Annotated in this window: 18 protein-coding genes and 1 pseudogene; 10 read left to right on the forward strand and 9 right to left on the reverse strand. The window is 51.4% G+C overall.

Annotated features, from left to right (window positions below; all coding sequences use genetic code 11):
• Window positions 1-47: 47 nt before the first annotated feature.
• Window positions 48-509 (reverse strand): annotated as a pseudogene (locus JCR24_RS07725) (amino acid permease); the annotation flags it as partial.
• Between the two features lie 218 nt (window positions 510-727).
• Between JCR24_RS07725 and JCR24_RS07730 the strand changes: the two are divergent.
• From JCR24_RS07730 to qoxD, 5 genes are all read left to right on the forward strand, one after another.
• Window positions 728-1,471 carry a TrmH family RNA methyltransferase gene (locus tag JCR24_RS07730; protein ID WP_015376115.1) on the forward strand — a complete coding sequence of 248 codons (744 nt, stop codon included), beginning with the start codon at window positions 728-730 and terminating at the stop codon, window positions 1,469-1,471.
• A gap of 245 nt (window positions 1,472-1,716) precedes the next feature.
• Entirely contained in the window at window positions 1,717-2,628 is a 912-nt protein-coding gene (gene qoxA, locus JCR24_RS07735) for a cytochrome aa3 quinol oxidase subunit II (RefSeq protein WP_370643319.1), read from the forward strand.
• Window positions 2,629-2,645: 17 nt separating this feature from the next.
• A complete protein-coding gene (gene qoxB, locus JCR24_RS07740; protein WP_238980412.1) occupies window positions 2,646-4,592 on the forward strand; it encodes a cytochrome aa3 quinol oxidase subunit I in 1,947 nt (648 codons plus the stop codon).
• 3 nt (window positions 4,593-4,595) lie between these two features.
• Window positions 4,596-5,210, forward strand: a complete 615-nt coding sequence (gene qoxC, locus JCR24_RS07745; RefSeq protein WP_160270581.1) for a cytochrome aa3 quinol oxidase subunit III — start codon at window positions 4,596-4,598, stop codon at window positions 5,208-5,210.
• Between the two features lies 1 nt (window position 5,211).
• Window positions 5,212-5,511: a cytochrome aa3 quinol oxidase subunit IV gene (qoxD, locus tag JCR24_RS07750; protein WP_011232920.1), complete on the forward strand. Its 300-nt coding sequence runs from the start codon at window positions 5,212-5,214 to the stop codon at window positions 5,509-5,511.
• Between the two features lie 186 nt (window positions 5,512-5,697).
• On the opposite strand, the gene JCR24_RS07755 is transcribed toward qoxD, so the two are convergent.
• From JCR24_RS07755 to JCR24_RS07765, 3 genes are all read right to left on the reverse strand, one after another.
• On the reverse strand, window positions 5,698-6,420 hold the full coding sequence (locus JCR24_RS07755) for an amino acid ABC transporter ATP-binding protein (RefSeq protein WP_011232919.1): 723 nt from the start codon (window positions 6,418-6,420) through the stop codon (window positions 5,698-5,700).
• A complete protein-coding gene (locus JCR24_RS07760; RefSeq protein WP_011232918.1) occupies window positions 6,417-7,073 on the reverse strand; it encodes an amino acid ABC transporter permease in 657 nt (218 codons plus the stop codon). The genes JCR24_RS07755 and JCR24_RS07760 overlap by 4 nt, the downstream gene beginning before the upstream one ends.
• 69 nt (window positions 7,074-7,142) lie before the next feature.
• The gene (locus tag JCR24_RS07765) at window positions 7,143-7,964 is read right to left on the reverse strand and encodes a basic amino acid ABC transporter substrate-binding protein (RefSeq protein WP_011232917.1); all 822 of its coding nucleotides are present in this window, start codon (window positions 7,962-7,964) and stop codon (window positions 7,143-7,145) included.
• 407 nt (window positions 7,965-8,371) lie between these two features.
• Here JCR24_RS07765 and putP point away from each other — a divergent pair, with 407 nt between their 5' ends.
• Complete coding sequence (putP, locus tag JCR24_RS07770) at window positions 8,372-9,829, forward strand: sodium/proline symporter PutP (protein ID WP_238980413.1); 1,458 nt, start codon at window positions 8,372-8,374, stop codon at window positions 9,827-9,829.
• Window positions 9,830-9,883: 54 nt separating this feature from the next.
• On the opposite strand, the gene JCR24_RS07775 is transcribed toward putP, so the two are convergent.
• From JCR24_RS07775 to JCR24_RS07795, 5 genes are all read right to left on the reverse strand, one after another.
• A complete protein-coding gene (locus JCR24_RS07775; RefSeq protein WP_238980444.1) occupies window positions 9,884-10,744 on the reverse strand; it encodes a carbon-nitrogen hydrolase family protein in 861 nt (286 codons plus the stop codon).
• Window positions 10,745-10,898: 154 nt separating this feature from the next.
• Window positions 10,899-11,714 (reverse strand): pyridoxine/pyridoxal/pyridoxamine kinase, encoded by an 816-nt coding sequence (gene pdxK, locus JCR24_RS07780; RefSeq protein WP_238980414.1) that lies wholly within the window; start codon window positions 11,712-11,714, stop codon window positions 10,899-10,901.
• Between the two features lie 45 nt (window positions 11,715-11,759).
• Entirely contained in the window at window positions 11,760-12,359 is a 600-nt protein-coding gene (locus JCR24_RS07785) for a Uma2 family endonuclease (RefSeq protein WP_238980415.1), read from the reverse strand.
• Window positions 12,360-12,567: 208 nt separating this feature from the next.
• On the reverse strand, window positions 12,568-13,701 hold the full coding sequence (gene ald / locus JCR24_RS07790) for an alanine dehydrogenase (RefSeq protein WP_238980416.1): 1,134 nt from the start codon (window positions 13,699-13,701) through the stop codon (window positions 12,568-12,570).
• 117 nt (window positions 13,702-13,818) lie between these two features.
• Window positions 13,819-15,054: a PucR family transcriptional regulator gene (locus JCR24_RS07795; protein WP_238980417.1), complete on the reverse strand. Its 1,236-nt coding sequence runs from the start codon at window positions 15,052-15,054 to the stop codon at window positions 13,819-13,821.
• 146 nt (window positions 15,055-15,200) lie between these two features.
• On the opposite strand from JCR24_RS07795, the gene JCR24_RS07800 reads away from it, so the two are divergent.
• The 4 genes from JCR24_RS07800 to JCR24_RS07815 all read left to right on the forward strand — a co-directional run bounded on the left by JCR24_RS07800 (window position 15,201) and on the right by JCR24_RS07815 (window position 19,266).
• Window positions 15,201-16,262 carry a tartrate dehydrogenase gene (locus JCR24_RS07800; protein WP_015376102.1) on the forward strand — a complete coding sequence of 354 codons (1,062 nt, stop codon included), beginning with the start codon at window positions 15,201-15,203 and terminating at the stop codon, window positions 16,260-16,262.
• A gap of 90 nt (window positions 16,263-16,352) precedes the next feature.
• The gene (locus tag JCR24_RS07805; protein ID WP_238980418.1) at window positions 16,353-16,847 is read left to right on the forward strand and encodes a PTS sugar transporter subunit IIA; all 495 of its coding nucleotides are present in this window, start codon (window positions 16,353-16,355) and stop codon (window positions 16,845-16,847) included.
• Between the two features lie 18 nt (window positions 16,848-16,865).
• A complete protein-coding gene (locus JCR24_RS07810; RefSeq protein ID WP_011232909.1) occupies window positions 16,866-17,696 on the forward strand; it encodes a PRD domain-containing protein in 831 nt (276 codons plus the stop codon).
• 193 nt (window positions 17,697-17,889) lie between these two features.
• Window positions 17,890-19,266 carry a sucrose-specific PTS transporter subunit IIBC gene (locus JCR24_RS07815; RefSeq protein ID WP_238980419.1) on the forward strand — a complete coding sequence of 459 codons (1,377 nt, stop codon included), beginning with the start codon at window positions 17,890-17,892 and terminating at the stop codon, window positions 19,264-19,266.
• The last annotated feature ends 5 nt before the right edge of the window (window positions 19,267-19,271 follow it).

The following is a 19,271-nucleotide window of genomic DNA, read 5'->3' on the forward strand; positions in this document are numbered from 1 at the left end:
AGGGTGTCCCGCAAGGATGGGGACACCCTCTCTTTTGATCGGACTTGTCATCCAGCTTGCTTTTCTTCGGCTTGGCCATGCTGGCGACGATGCATTCCTTTGGCGAAGTATACTGCCGTCAAAAGCAGCAGCCAGGCTGGGCCGATGATCAAAGCGATGCGCGTATCCGGGAAATACGCCATTAGGGCGGCAACGCCGATCAAAAAGGCAAGCGACACGTATGAGCTGTATGGATAAAGCGGAAGTTTGAACGTGAGACGTTGTGCTTGTTCCGCGCTCAACTGTTTGCGGAATTTCAGCTGGGACAGCAAAATTACCGCCCACGTCCAAATGGCGCCGAATGTGGCGATGCTTGTCACCCATTGGAACACTTTTTCCGATACGTAGTTCAAATATACGCCGACAAGCATGACAAGCGCAGTGGCGATCAAGGCCGCGCCCGGAATGCCGCGCTTTGTCAGCCGGCCGAATGCGCTCGGCGCTTCTTGCTGTTCAGCAAGGTTAAACAGCTTGATAATAAATAATATTTTTTGAAAAAGTATTTTTGAAGCGCTTACATTATAATACTAACCGATAGATAAAGAGGTTGTAAATGAGCAATGTTTTCAAGTTATTATATATTTAATAATCTGAATAGTATTTAAAAATACATGAATTGCCTTGGCATCCTGTCATTTTGTACAATGGGAAACACAGAATACGCTAGGCTTGGAAAGGGGGATGCGTTGTGGAAGAACGGGAAGCGACATCATTTTTGGAACAGCTGCGGCAAGAAGGGCTGATCACCGAATCGACGCGTCCGGTTTGGGAAATGATTTTGCCAAGGCGGCTTCGGCGGATGTATGAGGTTTTGAATGAGCGCACCCGCTATATTACCGTCTTGATCGAAGCGGTCGATGACCCGCATAACCAAGCGGCGGTGCTGCGGACGGCTGAAGCGTTTGGCGTTCAAGACGTTCATATCGTGACGGGAAAGGCGCCGTTTTCGCCGAACCGGCTTGTGACGCGCTATGCCGATCAGTGGCTGACGCTCCACCATAAGCCAGATATCAAAACGGCCATTGCCGATTTGAAAAGTCAAGGGTATCAAGTGTATGCAAGCTATCTTGGTGAGGAGACGATTCCGGTTTCCGACATCGATCTGTCCCAACCGACAGCGCTGTTGTTTGGCAACGAGCATAGCGGCGTGTCGGAAGAGGCGCTCCGCTTGGCGGACGGAACGTTTGTCATTCCGATGTACGGCTTTGTGCAAAGCTTTAACATTTCCGTCGCCGCTGCGTTAGCGCTCTATGATGTCACCGAGCGGGCGCGCCGCCAGGCCGGCCGACACTACTATTTATTGCCTGGAGAGAAAAAGGCGTTGTATGAACAATGGATGTGGCAAACGTTAAACCCACGCATTCGCAAACAGTTGCAGCAACAAGGATATGCCATTCAAACGAACGAAGGACAGCTGGGTTCTTTTTCATAAAGAATTCAGCTGTCTTGTTTTATGGCGGGCTTTTCCGCAACTCTCCTTTCTCATCAATATTTCCCTAAACGAGGAAAACAAGTGGCGATTTGTTGAACAATGATTGAACAGTTTGTGACAAATGTTTTGCTGATTTATGAACTTTTTCGCTCATTCGTTTCAAACATTTTCAATTTTGATATGGTAGAGACAAAAGAAAATGCATGGAAGGCCCCGAAATGGTTGGGGCAGAAGAGGGAGGACCGATAGCGATGAAACGGGCGAGATGGCGCGCGGTGCTGGTTTTGCCGTTTTTGTTTTTGCTTGGGGGCTGCGTGGAGCGCACGGCCGTGCTCAATCCGCAAGGGCCGGTGGCGCGCATGCAGTATGATTTGATCATGTGGTCTGTCGGCTTTATGTTGTTCATTATTGTTGTTGTATTTACGTTGTTTGCCGTTTTTCTCATTCGTTATCGCGAGAAGCCGGAAAATGCCGGCTATGAGCCGCCGGATGAGGAAGGAAACACGTTGCTTGAAGTCGTCTGGACGGCCATTCCGATTTTGATTGTCGCTGCGCTCGCTGTTCCAACAGTGAAGGCGACGTTTGCGTTGGAAAAGCCGCCGACCGAGAACGTGAAACCGATCACGATTCATGTGACGGCGGCGAACTGGAAATGGATTTTCAGCTATCCGGAAGAAAACATTGAAACGGTCAACTACGTCCATATTCCGGCCGGTGTGCCGGTCAAATTCAAGCTCACGTCCGTCGGACCGATGAATTCGTTTTGGGTGCCGGAGCTAGGCGGACAAAAATATGCGATGGACGGCATGGAGACAGAGCTGATTTTACAAGCTGATAAACCAGGATCGTATATGGGGCGGAGCGCCAACTTTTCCGGGGAAAAGTTCGCACATATGGAATTTGAGGTTGTCGCCCAAACGGGAACGGACTTCCGCAAATGGATAAATGAAGTGAAACAAACCGCCCCGAAGCTCGATGAGGAAAAATACACACAAATTTTAAAACCGGGGCTTGTTGGGCGAATGACGTTTTCGAACACCCACTTGCAATGGATTGACCATGCGAAACAGAACAGCCATCATGCAGATGGAAAGCCAATGAAAAATGACGATCAACATGATGAAACGATGACAAACGGTCACCATCATGGGGAGTAGGAAAGGAGGAGCGAAAGATGAAATGGAGCGAGTTTTTCGTAACCGGAGAGCCGCTCATTTACGCGGCTGATGTCGCGATCGTTTTAACGATAATCGGCATTGTGTTCGTCTTGACGTATTTTAAAAAATGGAAATGGCTGTGGAACGAATGGCTCACTACCGTCGACCATAAAAAAATCGGCGTCATGTACATTATTTGCGCAGTTTTGATGCTCTTCCGCGGCGGCGTCGATGCGCTTTTGATGCGGGCGCAGCTGACGGCTCCGAATATGAAATTTCTTGATGCCCAGCACTACAATGAAATTTTTACGACGCACGGGACGATTATGATCTTGTTTATGGCGATGCCGTTCATCATCGGTTTGATGAACATTGTCGTTCCGCTGCAAATCGGGGCGCGCGATGTCGCGTTTCCATATTTGAATGCGTTAAGCTTTTGGCTCTTTTTCTTCGGTGCGTTGCTGTTTAACATTTCATTCGTCATCGGCGGATCGCCGGACGCCGGTTGGACGGCGTATTTCCCGCTCGCGGGGAATGAGTTCAGCCATGGCGTCGGCAACAACTACTATGCGGTTGCCCTGCAAATTTCGGGAATCGGGACGTTGATGACGGGGATCAACTTTTTGGTGACGATTTTGAAAATGCGTGCGCCGGGCATGACGTTGATGCGCATGCCGATGTTTACGTGGACGATTCTCATCACATGCGTGCTCATTATTTTCGCCTTCCCGGTGTTGACGGTCGCCTTGGCGCTCATGACGTTTGACCGGCTGTTTGATACGCAGTTTTTCACGATGGCCAACGGCGGCATGTCGATGCTCTGGGCGAACTTGTTCTGGATTTGGGGCCATCCGGAAGTGTATATCGTCATTTTGCCGGCGTTCGGCATTTTCTCGGAAGTGGTCAGCACGTTTGCGCAGAAACGGCTGTTCGGTTATAAGGCGATGGTCGGTTCGATCGTGGGCATTGCGTTTTTAAGCTTTATCGTCTGGGTGCACCACTTCTTTACGATGGGCGCAGGGCCGGCCGTGAACTCTGCCTTCTCGATCACGACGATGGCGATCGCGATCCCGACCGGGGTGAAAATTTTCAACTGGCTGTTTACGATCCGAAAAGGGAAAATTCGTTTTACAACCGCGATGCTTTGGTCGCTGGCGTTTATTCCGAACTTTGTCATCGGCGGCGTGACAGGCGTGATGCTGGCAATGGCCGCGGCCGATTATCAATACCATAACAGCTATTTTCTCATCGCCCACTTCCATTACGTGTTGATCGCGGGTACGGTGTTCGCCTGCTTTGCTGGCTTGCATTACTGGTATCCGAAAATGTTTGGCCATATTTTAAACGAGCGGCTCGGCAAATGGACGTTTTGGCTGTTTATGATCGGGTTTAACGTCTGCTTCTTCCCGATGTATTTCCTCGGGTTGATGGGGATGACGCGCCGCATGTACACGTACTCGGCTGGTCTCGGCTGGACGCCGCTCAACGTCGTCGCGACGGTCGGGGCGGTTTTGATGGGCATCGGGTTTATCGTGCTTTGTTACAACATTTATTACAGCGCCCGCTACGGCGAGCGCGACATGACCGGCGACCCGTGGAACGGACGGACGCTTGAGTGGGCGACCGCGTCGCCGCCGGTGCATTACAATTTCCCGGTGACGCCGGTTGTCGAAGATGTGGACGCGTATTGGGTGATGAAGAAAAAGTATGGCGGCTTCCACGTGAAAGAAGAAGACTTGAAGCCGATCCATATGCCAAGCAACTCAGGACGCCCGTTTTGGATGTCGGTGGCGTTTTTCGTCGCCGGGTTCGGCCTTGTGTTCAAGTGGTTTGCGTTGGCTATCGTTGGTGCGTTGTTCATTGTGCTTGGATTGATTCTCCGCTCATTTGAAGACGATGATGGCTACCATATTCCGGTTGACGAAATCAAACGGATGGAACGAGCGGCGCGGAAGGGGGCGTGACGAATGGGAGAAGCTGCACATCGCTATGAGGAAACGGTGCCGCTGGAGTATCGGACGCAAGAAAGTCGGTTGAACATATTGGGTTTCTGGATTTTCCTCGGGGCGGAAGTCGCGCTGTTTGCGACGCTGTTTGCGACGTATCTCGTCTTGTTCCAACGGACCGGCTCGGGGCCGACGGCAGGGGAGCTGTTTGAGGTAAAAGACGTTTTGATCGAAACGTTGTTGCTGTTGACGAGCAGTTTCACATGTGGGTTGGCCATTTTTGAAATGCGCCGCGGCCGCATGAGCGGGCTGATTGCCTGGCTGCTCGTGACGCTTCTGCTTGGGGTGGGGTTTATTACGGTTGAAATTCGCGAGTTCATCCATTACGTCCATGAAGGAGCGACGATGCAGACGAGCGCATTTTTATCAAGCTTTTTCGTGCTCGTCGGCACGCACGGCGCCCACGTCAGTGTAGGAATTGGCTGGATGATTTTGATCATCATCCAGCTCCTCCAGCGCGGCTTTACGCCGAAAACGGCGCGCAAAGTGTTTATCGTCAGTTTGTATTGGCACTTTTTAGACGTCGTTTGGATTTTCATCTTCACGCTCGTCTATTTGTTAGGGATGGTGATCTAACATGGGCGCAAACAGCCATCGCGAATCATTTCCGTGGAAACATATCATTGGGTTTTTGTTGTCGCTCGTCTTGACGTTTGCGGCTCTTTGGGTGGCGCTCTCGTCTGGGCTGCCGCTTAAAGCCGTGATCGTCATCATCGTCTTGTTCGCGATCATCCAAGCGAGCTTGCAGCTGTTTCTATTCATGCACGTCAACGAAAGCGACAGCGGCAAAGTGCAAACGTTCAACATGGTATACAGCTTCTTTATTGCTGTTGTCGTTGTCGCCGGTTCGATTTGGGTGATGCAGTTTGTGTTGTAAAGCGAGGCTGGCCGGGGTTCGGCCGGCTTTTTATGTTCAGAAGAGCTTTTGTGGTGTCATAGATGCCTGAAATGGGGGAGCCGTTGACGGAACATTGAAGAGATGGAGAGGCAACGTGGTTGCATTATAGGGGGCATGATATGTGCCTAAAAAAGTCGTCTTGCCTCAAACAGGCAAGACGACGTTTTACAGCACTTTTGATAAAAACGCTTTCGTCCGCTCATGCTGCGGGTGGTCGAACAAGTCTTCCGGCTTCCCTTCCTCGACAATGTAGCCGCCGTCCATAAACAGGACGCGGTCGCCGACTTCACGGGCAAAGCCCATCTCGTGGGTGACGACGACCATCGTCATCCCTTCATTGGCCAGCTGCTTCATGACCGAGAGCACTTCCCCGACCATTTCCGGGTCAAGCGCTGACGTCGGCTCGTCAAACAGCATGATTTTCGGTTCCATGGCCAATGCCCGGGCGATGGCGACGCGCTGCGCCTGCCCACCGGAGAGGGAGTCCGGGTAGACGTGCGCTTTGTCTTGCAGCCCGACTTTGGCGAGCAGCTCCATCGCCTTCGCTTCCGCTTTTTCACGCGGCCATTTCCGCACTTTCATCGGTGCCAGCGTGATATTGTTCAGCACCGTCATATGCGGAAACAAGTTAAAGCGCTGGAACACCATTCCGACTTCTTCCCGCACTTTATTTAAGTTCGTGTCTTTCGCCTTTAAATTAATGCCGTCAATAATAATTTCACCTTCATCGAAATCCTCAAGCAAGTTTAAACAGCGTAAAAACGTCGATTTTCCCGACCCCGATGGGCCGATGACGACCACGACTTCTCCTTCGCGAATATGGACATCGATTCCTTTTAAAACTTGGAGCGAACCGAACGATTTTTTCAGCTGGCGTACGTCAATCATTGGGTCGAATACTTCCTTTCAAGATAGTGTGACAGTTTGCTTAACGAAAGCGTTAAGAGCAAATAGATGAACGCCACTGTTAAATACGGCTCCCAAACGCGGTAATACTCACCCGCGGCCGCTTTCCCCCAATACATGATTTCCGGGGCGGCGATGACCATCCCAAGCGACGAATCTTTAATTAAGACGATAAACTCGTTCGCAAACGGCGGAATCATTCGCTTTAACGCCTGCGGCAAAATAATGTAGCGCATCGCCTGCGCATGCGTCATCCCAAGCGAGCGGGCCGCTTCCATTTGCCCTTTGTCGATCGACTGGATGCCGGCGCGGAAAATCTCGGCCACATACGCGGCCGAGTTGAGCGACAGCGAGACGGCCAGGGAAGCGACGGCATTTGGCTGGGCGAAAAAGAGCGGCATGGCGCCGAAATGGACGAGCAAAATTTGCACGACAAGCGGCGTACCGCGGAAAAAGTTAATGTACCACGAAAACGGCAAACGAATAATCGGGTTGGACGACATTTTGCCAAGGCCGATGAACAGGCCGAGAATGAGGCCGAACACGATGCCGGCTAATGATACGCCGATCGTTACGAGCAGCCCTTGCCAAAAGTAAGGGGCGTATTCAACAATAATATCAAAACGAAAATCCATCGATCTCACCTTTCTCTAAGAAAAATGCGTAACTTGCTAGCAGTTACGCATTTTTCTATGTTCGTGCGCTTATTGTTGTTGTTTTAAGCCTTCCATATTCGGTTCTTTGCCAAACCATTTTTTGTAAATCTCTGCATATTTGCCGCTGTCGATCACTTTTTGCAATGCTTCGTCCACTTTGGCTTTCAATTCGCTGTCTTTCGGGAAGATCATGCCGTAGTATTCCGAAGCGAAGTTTTGTGGATCTTCAATGACTTGCAATTTTTTGTCCGGATTGTTTTTCACGTATTCGTTTGCCACCGCGTTGTCCGTGATGACAGCATCAACACCGCCGTTTAGCAGTTCCATAATGGCAACAACACTCGTTTCGAATTTTTTAATATGATCGCCTTTGCCAAATAGCTTCTCCGCAGCTTCTTGACCGGTTGTCGCGTTTTGAACGCCGATCGTTTTCCCTTTTAAGTCAAGGGCGTTTTTCACCGGGCTGCCTTGTTTGACTAAGATGACTTGTGTTGCTTCAAAGTACGGAGCTGAGAAATCATAAGATTGTTTCCGCTCGTCCGTAATCGTAATGCCGGAAATGCCCATGTCGATTTCTTTGCTTTGCAGCGAAGCGAACAGCGGATCCCAGCCGATGTTTTTTAATTCATAATCCAAGCCGGCTTCTTTCATCACCGCATCCAAAAGGTCGGCGTCAAACCCAACAATTTTTCCTTTTTGCATATATTCAAATGGCGCAAACGCCGCGTCCGTCCCGACGGTGATTTTTTGCTTCCCTTCTTTTTCAGCGCCTGACGGAGAGCTTGTTTCTGTCGACTTGCCACAAGCGGCGAGCGCCATAAACAACGCAGCAACGACCGCTACGATCAAACCTTTCTTCATTTTTAACATCCTATAAAATCCCCCTTTGGAATCATTGTCGATGAACGATTATCATACTATCAATATTTTTGTTATTATGCAATAGGTTTTATAAAAATAATTGTTTGAACATTTTGGTACTGCCGTATAAATGGGGAAAAGGCGCATTTTTCAATGTTTTTCGCCAAATTAACTGAAGGGCATATGGCTAATATCATTTCGTGTGCATTTTTATAAAATAATTTTTTATGTATAAAAAGACATAAACGATTGATTTCGAATTTACAGAATATTATACCAGAAAGAGGGTAGAGTTGGCAAAGGTTTTGTCAATTTGTTTATTATAGCGGTATGGAAAAATAAATACTATTGTGTAAATACTATCAATTTCGTTATGATGAAAGTGGTGACAAGACAGTAGAGGAAGGAGAGTCCATATGGTTTTATTTTCCATCATTGTGTATTTAGTCGGCATGCTTTGGATTGGCTATTGGGCGTATAAACGGACGTCCAATTTGTCCGATTATATGCTTGGCGGCCGGACGCTCGGACCGGCGGTGACGGCGCTCAGCGCCGGGGCTTCCGACATGAGCGGCTGGCTACTCATGGGGCTGCCGGGGGCGATGTATATCGATGGAGTGAGCGCCGCATGGATCGTCATCGGCTTGACGCTTGGCGCTTATGCAAACTGGCTGTTCGTTGCGCCGCGCTTGCGCGTCTATACAGAAGTGGCGAACGATTCGATTACGATTCCGGAGTTTTTGGAAAACCGTTTCGGCGATGCGTCGAAATTGTTGCGGATGGCATCTGGGATTGTCATTATGGTCTTTTTTACGTTTTATGTCTCGTCCGGCCTCGTTTCGGGGGGCGTTCTGTTTGAAAACTCATTTGGTGTTAGCTACCATACGGGATTGTGGATCGTCGGCGGTGTTGTTGTCGCCTACACGCTGTTTGGCGGCTTTTTGGCCGTCAGCTGGACGGACTTTGTGCAAGGGACGATTATGTTCATTGCGTTGATTCTGGTGCCGGTGGTGACGCTGTTCCATACAGGCGGGCCGGTGGATACGATGGAGACGATTCGCGACATCGATCCCAACTTGTTGAATATATGGAAAGGAACAAGTTTTCTTGGCATCATTTCATTATTCGCCTGGGGGCTTGGGTATTTCGGCCAGCCGCACATTATCGTCCGCTTTATGGCCATTAAGTCGGTGAAAGAAATGAAAAGCGCCCGCCGCATCGGCATGGGCTGGATGATTTTCTCCGTTGTCGGGGCGATGTTGACCGGTCTTTTTGGAATCGCTTACTTTTCGCAGCGCGGCATGAAGCTTGATGATCCGGAAACGGTGTTTATTCAACTCGGACACATTTTGTTCCATCCGATTATTACTGGGTTTTTGCTGGCGGCGATTTTAGCGGCGATTATGAGCACGATCTCGTCACAGTTGCTCGTCACGTCGAGCTCGCTGACCGAAGACTTGTATAAAGTCGTGTTCCGCCGCGCGGCTTCGGATAAGGAGCTTGTCTTCGTCGGGCGTTTGTCGGTGCTCCTTGTCGCCATTGTCGCGACAGCGCTGGCGTATACGAAAAACGACACCATTTTAAACTTGGTCGGCTATGCGTGGGCTGGATTTGGCGCATCGTTTGGCCCAGTTATTCTGTTGAGCTTATGCTGGCGGCGGATGACGAAATGGGGGGCGCTCGCCGGCATGGTCGCTGGGGCATTGACGGTCATTCTTTGGACGCAATCCGCCTACTTAAAAGGGCTGTTGTATGAAATGATCCCCGGTTTTGCCGCCAGCTTGGCAGCGATTGTGATCGTCAGCTTGCTGACGAAGGAGCCAGAAGGGAAAGTAGCTGAACAATTTGATCGATTCAAGCAGTTGCTGTCCTAAAAATAGGCAAAAGGGTGTCCCCTTGCGCAGGGGCACCCTTTTTGTCGTTTAGGACTATTTCACTTGATTCCAATCCGGGTACAAGTCGATGCGCCGGTCGCGCCATGTCGCGACCGATCCTTTTTCCCGCACTTTGCGAAGAAGCGATAAGTCGAGGTCAGCCGTAATGACCATGTCGTCGTTGATCTCGCCGGCCGCAAGCACGCCGCCGGGTGGGAACGGGATGTCGTTGGGCGTGATGACGGCCGCTTGGCCGAAATTGGCGCGCATAAAGTCGACCGTCGGAAGCGACCCGATCGTGCCGGTCGTGACGACATACACTTCGTTTTCGATGGCCCGCGCGTGGCAGCAATACCGTACACGGTAAAACCCGTGCCGGTCATCGGTGCACGACGGACAGAAGATGACATCTGCCCCTTTGGCGCGCGCCATACGAACGATTTCCGGAAACTCGATGTCATAGCACGTCAAAATGGCGATCGTCGCTTTGTCCGTTTCAAACACATGCACGCCGTCGCCTGGAGCGATATTCCACTCGTTCACTTCCGTCGGGGTGATGTGCAATTTCGCCTGCTGATGGATGTGCCCATCCGGCGTGAATAAATGAGCGACATTGTACAGCTTGCCGTTTTGGCGGATGACATGCGTGCCGCCGATCAAATACATGCCGGTGTCTTTGGCGAGCGACACAAACAGTTCAGTGTATTTTTCGGTATAATTCGGCAAGTCATCAATCGTCGCTTGCCGTCCGTCATCAAGTGGAATGGAAAGCAATTGGGTCGTGAAAAATTCTGGGAACAAGACGAACTCGGCGTCAAACTCTTGCGCCGTTTTGACGTAATGCGTCACTTGCGCGGCAAACTCGTCAAACGAACGGATGGTGTGAAGATGATATTGGACAGCCGAGACGCGCAATGGCGGCACCTTCCTTTCTATTTCCATATGGCATCTATTTTAGCACCATGCAAACCGTTTCGAGGCATTTGATTTTTCAATATGCGCAGGCCCCGCTCCCTTCCTATTTCAAGGAGGGGAGTTGCGGAAAAAGACAAGGACGAGGTCTTGTCTATTATTGTTCGCCGTAGCGGCGGTACGCACCGTGATGTGTGGGCCCGACGTATTCGTTGAGCGGGAACGAGTGGCGGATGGCGGTGGTGATGAACGCTTTTGCCGTCGCAATGGCGTCTTTCACCGGCCGGCCTTTCGCCAGTTCGGCGGCGATGGCCGCCGAGAACGTGCAGCCTGCTCCGTGCGTATACGTCGTGTCAATCCGCTCCGATTCGAGGAGTTCAAACGTTTTGCCGTCGTAAAGGACGTCAACCGCATAGTCATGCGGAATTTTCCGCCCGCCTTTGACGATGACATATTGGGCCCCGAGTTCATGAATGCGCCCGGCCGCTTCCTTCATGTCCTCGATCGTTTCAATGCGCGGCAGGCCGGCTAGCTGCGCCGCCTCAAACAAGTTCGGCGTCACGACCGTTGCTTTTGGTACAAGCGTTTCCCGGTAGCACACTGTATTTTCCGGATGGAGCGGCTCGTCCGCCCCTTTGCACACCATAACCGGGTCGATGACGGCGTTTTTCAATCCATGTTTTTCAATGGTGCGCGCCGCTAATTCAATGATATCCGTCGTTGGAAGCATCCCCGTTTTGAGAGCATCAACGCCGACGCCGACGATGATCGTCTCAAGCTGGGCTTCGATCGTCGCGAGGTCGACGGGAAACACTTGATGTGCCCAACGGTTGTGCGGGTCCATGGCGACGATTGTCGTGATTGCCGTCATCCCGTAGACACCGAGTTCTTGGAATGTTTTCAAATCCGCCTGCAGCCCGGCGCCGCCGCTACTGTCTGACCCGGCGATCGTCAATGCTTTTGGCATCGTCATCGTCATCACTCCTTTGTTCTACAAGATTATACCATGAAGCCGCCCTCAAGGACGAAATAGTTGTTCTACATCAACAGAAAAACCGTCAAGCGCGCGCGAACATGCCATGCCGGTTTCTTTCCAGACGCCGGCTTGTTCATATTGTCCGTCGTCATTGAGCGAGTAGATTTGCACAACAGAGTGCATAGGGTTCACGATCCAATATTCACCGACTCCGTATTGCATATACAAGTTCAATTTGAACACGAGATCATACGCCTGGTTGGAAGGGCTTAAAATTTCAATGATCAGCGTTGGGACGCCGACAAATTTGCTGTCCGTTAATCCGCTTCGATCGCAGATCACGGTTAAATCAGGGACGACAATTTTCTTGCCTTCGATTCGTTCGTTCTTTAGTTCGATATCAAAAGGGGCATGAAACACTTCACACGGCTTTCCTTCTAAAAAATGGAACAGTTGGACGTACAGCCGTCCCGATAGGCGTTGGTGCTGGGTCGAAGGGGAGGGAGACATCAACACAGCGCCATCAATATATTCTAAAATACGATCGGTTGTTTCCCGCATGCGATAAAATTCTTCAAGCGATACCGCCTGTTTTCCCGGAACGTTCACGAAATCACCTTCTTTCCAGCTTTCTATTTTCATTATACACTGGCCGCTTTGCCGAACGAAAATGATTTGGCATAACGCAACGGGTGACATACTCCCGCCGCCTACGCTCACTTGTAGAAATGGCGGCCTTGTCGGTTTAGGACGATAAAAAAAAGCCGCCCGCTATGAGCGGGCGATCATGGGAATGGACAATGATGAACAGGCGGCCGGCAGCGCGTGTTGCCGGCCGTGTCCATCACGGTTAGTTGGCGGCCAACGTTTTCCCGAGCGCTTCGCGGGCCGGAACGTAGCGGTAACTGAGGTCGCGGGCGACCGCTTCGTACGTGATTTCGCCGTTGGCGACGTTGACGCCAAGCTCAAGCGCCGGGTTGTCTGTAATGGCTTGGATGACGCCTTTGTTGGCGATTTGCAAGGCGTATGGGATCGTGACGTTCGTCAAGGCGATCGTCGAGGTGCGCGGGACAGCACCCGGCATGTTGGCGACCGCATAATGGACGACGCCGTGTTTGACGTACGTCGGGTCGTCGTGCGTCGTGACGTGGTCGCTTGTCTCAACGATGCCACCTTGGTCGATGGCGACATCGACGATGACCGACCCCGGTTTCATCGCTTTCACCATGTCCTCGGTGACGAGCTTCGGCGCCCGCGCTCCCGGGATGAGGACGGCGCCGATGACAAGGTCGGCCTCTGCGACCGCTTCGGCGATGTTCATCGGGTTGGACATGAGCGTCGTAATTTGGTTGCCGAAAATGTCGTCAAGCTCGCGCAGGCGATCCGCGTTCAAGTCGATGATCGTGACATCTGCCCCGAGGCCGACCGCGACTTTTGCTGCGTTCGTGCCGACGACCCCGCCGCCGATGATGACTACTTTGCCGCGGGCGACGCCTGGGACGCCGCCAAGCAAAATGCCTTTGCCGCCGTACGGCTTTTCCAAAAATTGCGCCCCGATTTGCGCCGCCATCCGCCCGGCGACTTCGCTCATCGGCGTCAACAGCGGCAGCGTGCGGCCGACTTGCACAGTTTCATAGGCGATGGCGATAACGCCGCTTTCTTTTAACGCGCGCGTCAACTCTGGGTCGGCGGCCAAATGCAAGTAGGTGAACAAAATGAGACCTGGGCGGAAATAGCCGTATTCGCTTGGCAGCGGCTCTTTCACTTTCATCACCATATCGGCTTGCGCCCACACATCTTCCGCTCGCTCGATGATTTGTGCTCCGGCACGGGCGTAATCGCTGTCGCTGAAACCGCTTCCAACCCCTGCCTCTTTCTCAATGAGCACCGTATGTCCTGCCTGAACGAACGACAATACGCCAGCCGGCGTAATGGCGACACGGTTTTCGTTATTTTTAATTTCCTTTGGCACTCCAATAATCATGGATATCGTTCCTCCTCGTCAGAAGTGGCCTTACTTATAGTATAAAAGAGACGGAACGGGCCGGGCATTGTTCAAAAAAGAGAAAGAAGCGCGTGGGTTTTGTGGATTTCCACAAATTCAACCGCGCGCTTCGTATTTCGCTAATTTAATATCGATGTATAATTTGATTTTTTGATTCATGTCATTGAGATCAAGCTCGGCGATGTCGGCAATCCGCTTGAGCCGATAAGCAAGCGTGTTCGGGTGAACGTTGAGGACGTCGGCGGTTTCTTGCACATTTTCGTTATGGTCAAAAAATGTTTCAAACGTTTTGACCAAGTCGCTGTGGTGTTTCTGGTCGTACGATTGCAGCTTCGTTAACGCTGGGTTGGTCCATTCTCCTTGCCGCTTTTGTTCAAGCAAAAAATCAAAAAATTGGTAAATGCCAAGCTGGGCATAGCCGTAAACCGACTTGATTTCATCGCCGAGCTTTTCTTTCAGCGCCAGGACGGCGAGCGCTTCGCGGTAGCTTTTTTCAATGAGGCGATAGGCGCCGTACACGCCGCCAAACCCGCACTGCACATCGTGGATGTGAAATCGTTCTTTCATTTTGGCGGCGAACGACTCGATGAATGCATTCAGCTCTTTGAGCGGCTGGTCGGTTTTGGGTGCCGCCAGCAAAATCACATCGCGGCCGTCGGTCGTATAAAGAAGGAGCGGGAGTTGCTGGGTTGTTTGCAATAAGTAGGAAATTTGCCGCTCCATTTCGGCGATCAAATCGGCGGCAAAGCGGAAGACGACAACGGCAAACTGCGGTGCGGTCGGGATTTGCATCGCGGCGAGATGAGCGCGGATGTCGTCTTCACGAGCAATGTGGCCGGTGAGCAGCTTCCAAAACAGCTCTTGCACCCGCTCTTCTTTTTTGTTTTTGCGCATATACAGTTGCAGCACTTTGTTTTTCGCCGCTTTCGCCGCCAGCTTCAGCCATTCCATCTCCTCGGGTGAAAGCGTCCGGTTTGTTTCGAGCACCCAGATGAAGCCGATCACCTCATCGTTTTTCCAGATCGAGACAGCGACGCGGCTGCCGAGGCCGACATCATGAATTGGCGGCACGCGCACCGGCTCGCGGCTTTTGAGTAGCGCCGGGATGGCGCCTTGTTTCCATAAGCTGTTGATCACTTTTTCCGGAACGCGCCGGCTGATGATCGTCGCCGTCCGCGCCGGGTCGGTGTAATCATCATGGGCGCTGTAGGCGATGAGCCGATGGTTCGCGTCTTCGATCGTCACCGGGCATTTCAGCACGTCGCTGACACGGTCGGCAAACTCTTCAAGGCTGTCAAATTCGCCGCGGAACGGGTCGGTATAGTGAGACATATTTGTTTCCCCCGCATCGTCCATAGGATTGTAGTTTGATTTTACCACAAATAAGGGTTGCCATTGTGTATTCTATAACGGAGAGGGTTCGGTGCGCTTTCTGTCGAATTAGGGAAAGGAAATGATTCATCAAGGAGGAGACTGTTGTGAAAAAATGGGAAATCGCCGTCATTCCTGGCGACGGCATCGGCAAGGAAGTTGTGCCCGCGGCGTTGGATGTGTTAAAAACGGTTGCGGATGTCCATGGAGGGATTTCCTTTTCTTTCACTGAATTTCCATGGAGTTGCGACTATTATATGGAGCATGGAAAAATGATGCCGGATGATGGACTGGAGACGCTGCGGAACTTTGACGCCATTTTCCTTGGAGCGGTCGGCAATCCGAAGTTTGTCCCTGATCATATTTCATTATGGGGATTGCTTCTGAAAATCCGCCGCGAATTTGAACAAGTGATTAACATTCGCCCGGCGAAATATTTCCGCGGCTTATCCTCGCCTCTGACCGAGCCGCGCGACTTTGATTTCATCGTCGTCCGCGAAAACAGCGAGGGGGAATATAGCGAAGTCGGCGGGCGCATTCATCGCGGTGAGGATGAAATCGCCATTCAAAACGCTGTCTTTACCCGCAAAGGGACGGAGCGGGCGATGCGATATGCGTTCGAGCTGGCGCGGAAGCGGAAACGGCATGTGACGAGCGCGACGAAATCGAACGGCATTTTCCATACGATGCCGTTTTGGGATGAAGTGTTCGCCGACGTCAAGCGCGACTACCCGGATGTCGCGACCGCGTCGTACCATATTGATGCATTGGCCGCCTTTTTCGTGACAAGGCCGCATACGTTTGACGTCGTTGTCGCGAGCAACTTGTTTGGCGACATTTTGACGGACCTTGGCGGCGCTATTATGGGCAGCATCGGCATCGCCCCGGCGGCGAACATCAACGTCAACGGCAAGTACCCGTCCATGTTTGAGCCGGTGCACGGCTCGGCGCCGGACATTTACGGCAAAGGCATCGCCAACCCGATCGGGCAAATTTGGACGGCGAAACTGATGCTTGACCATTTCGGCGAAGAAGAGCTCGGCGCCCTTTTGTTGCAAACGATCGAGGATGTCACCGCTGACGGCATCAAAACGCCGGATCTCGGCGGCACGGCGACGACAAAGGAAGTGACGGAAGAAATTTGCCGGCGGTTGCGCAAACGCGGCTGATGAAGACGGGTTGGGGCGGCGCGGTTGGCACTGTCCTTTTGTTTCAGTATACTTGTTGTCAGACAAATCGAATAGAAAGGATGACGCCCGTTGTTCAAAAAATGGTTTGGCAAGCAGCAGCTGAAAGAGGAGACGATCACCGCGCCGCTTGACGGGACGATCATGCGGCTTGAAGACGTGCCGGATCCGGTGTTTGCGCAAAAAATGATGGGCGATGGCATAGCCATCGATCCGGCGGATGGGGATGTCGTCGCTCCGGTCGATGGTGAAGTCATCCAGCTCTTTCCGACGAAACACGCCATCGGCTTGCGTTCGGAAGCGGGTATGGAGCTGCTCATCCATGTCGGCATCGACACCGTGTCGATGAACGGGGAAGGATTCACCGCCTATGTCAAAGCCGGCGACCGAGTGAAACGGGGCGATCGGCTTCTTTCTGTCGACTTGCCGCTTGTGCGCGAGAAAGCGAAAAGCGCGGTGACGCCGATCATCATCACGAATGGTGATGCGCTTGAAAGTTTGGAGAAAAAAGCAGGGACATCGGCAGCAAAAGGTGAGACGGTCTTGTTTCATGTGAAAATGAAATAAGGGCGGCAGGGAGGACATATGGCGTTTCGCATCCATAAGATTTTAAACAACAACGCCGTTGTCGTGCTCGATGAAGGCAAAGAGAAAATTGTCATGGGCCCGGGGATTGCGTTTCAAAAGCGGAAAAACGATCTCATCCCCCCGGGCCGCATTGAGAAAATTTTCGTCATGGAAGAAGAAAATGAGAAGTTCCAGCAATTGCTTCGCACGTTGCCAGAAGAACATATCGATATTGCCGAAGAAATTATCAGCTATGCGGAAGGCAAACTGCAAGCACCGCTCAGCGACCATATTCATATTGCGCTGACTGACCATTTGTCGTTTGCCATCGAGCGGTTGAAGCAAGGTTACCGCATTCAAAACAAATTGCTCAATGAAATTAAAGTGCTATATAAGGCGGAGTATGAAATTGGGCTATGGGCGAAACAGTTGATCAAAGAGCGGCTTGGCATCGAGATTCCCGATGACGAGGCGGCCCATATCGCCCTTCATATTCATACGGCGAAACTCGATGCCGCCAGCATGAACAAAACGATGCGCGAGACGACGCTCATTCATGAACTCGTTGACCTTATCCAAACGGAGCTCGGCATATTGATCGATAAGGAAAGCATTTCATACCAGCGGCTGCTCACTCATTTGCGCTTTGCCTTAAGCCGCATCGAAAACGGGGAGCCGATTCATTCGATGGATGAGGAGATGCTTGCGCTCATTCAGACAAAATATGCAAAGGAATGGGCGTGTACACAAAAAGCGGCAACCTATGCAGAGAAGGAATATGGCATCCGTTTTCCGGAGGAGGAACTCGCCTATATCGTCCTCCATATCCAACGGTTGCGAAAGCGTTGACAAAAACAGCAGGTTGCCGTATAATGCAAAACAGACAACGAAATATTGCGGGATTGTAACTGCTTCGAGCAGGCAAGACCTAAAACGTATGAAGGGAACGGCAAGTGAGTCATGCCGCTAGATCGCCCTTTGTATGTTTTAGGTCTTTTTTGTTTTTCATTTCACCATCATTCAGAAGGAGAGGAGTTCACCGATGAATTATGAACACATTGCTAAACAACTCATCCCGCTCCTTGGCGGGAAAGAAAACATCATTAGCGCAACTCATTGCGCGACACGGCTTCGCCTCGTCTTAAAAGATGACAAAAAGGCCGAGGCGAAAGACATTGAAAACATTGAAGGGGTTAAAGGGGCGTTTTCCAGCTCCGGACAGTTTCAAATTATTTTTGGCACCGGCGTGGTGAATAAAGTGTATGAAGCGTTTGTCCGGGAAGCAGGGATACAGCAAGGTGATGCTGATGCCCATCAAGAAGCCATCAAGCAAAAAATGAATCCGCTCGCCCGCTTTGCGAAGACGTTGTCAAACATTTTTGTCCCAATCATCCCAGCCATTGTCGCGAGCGGTTTGTTAATGGGTTTGCTTGGGATGATGAAGGCGTTCAAATGGGTGGCGGCAGACAGCCCGCTGTATATTTTGCTTGATATGTTTTCGAGTGCGGCGTTTATTATTTTGCCGATTTTAATCGGCTTTAGCGCGGCGAAAGAATTTGGCGGCACGCCGTTTTTAGGGGCGGTCATCGGCGGTATTATGACTCACCCGGCGCTATTAAACCCGTGGGGATTGGCCGAGGCCAAGCCAAACTATATGCATTTTCTTGGCTTTGATATCGCTATGGTCGGGTATCAAGGGACGGTCGTGCCGATTTTGCTGGCGACGTATGTGATGAGCAAAGTGGAGCGTGGATTGCGCAGAGTTGTTCCCCATGCGGTCAGTTTGCTTGTTGTTCCTTTTGTGACCGTCATTTTGACGGGATTTATTACGATTTTGGCCATTGGTCCGCTCGGCAATTTGCTTGGCGATGGGATTACGACGGTGTTGAACTTTGTTTACCATTATGGCGGTGCGTTAGCCGGCCTTATCTTCGGCGGATTGTACTCGATGATCGTCATTACCGGTGTGCATCATAGCTTTCATGCCATTGAAGCGAACTTGTTGGCGAAACTTGGGGTCAACTATTTACTGCCAATTTGGTCGATGGCCAACGTCGCCCAAGGCGGCGCCGGTTTGGCTGTATTTGTCAAATCGAAGCGGACAAAAACAAAAGAGATTGCGTTGCCGGCGGCCTTGTCAGCTTTTTTAGGCATTACCGAGCCAGTCATTTTCGGGGTGAACTTAAAATACCGGAAGCCGTTTATCGCTGCGGCCATTGGCGGCGCGCTCGGCGGAGCGTACATCGTATTTACGAATGTAGTGGCTAATGCCTACGGGTTGACCGGCATCCCGATGATCGCCATCGTTGCGCCGGAAGGGCTCACGAACTTAATGCACTACTTAATCGGTTTTGCCATTGCCGTCGTTTCAGCGTTTGTGGCGACATGGCTCTTGAAGTTTCGCGAAGAGGAAGAGTGAGGGGC

Origin of the sequence: Geobacillus sp. YHL (genome assembly GCF_022341265.1) — a bacterium.
Lineage (GTDB): Bacteria > Bacillota > Bacilli > Bacillales > Anoxybacillaceae > Geobacillus > Geobacillus thermoleovorans.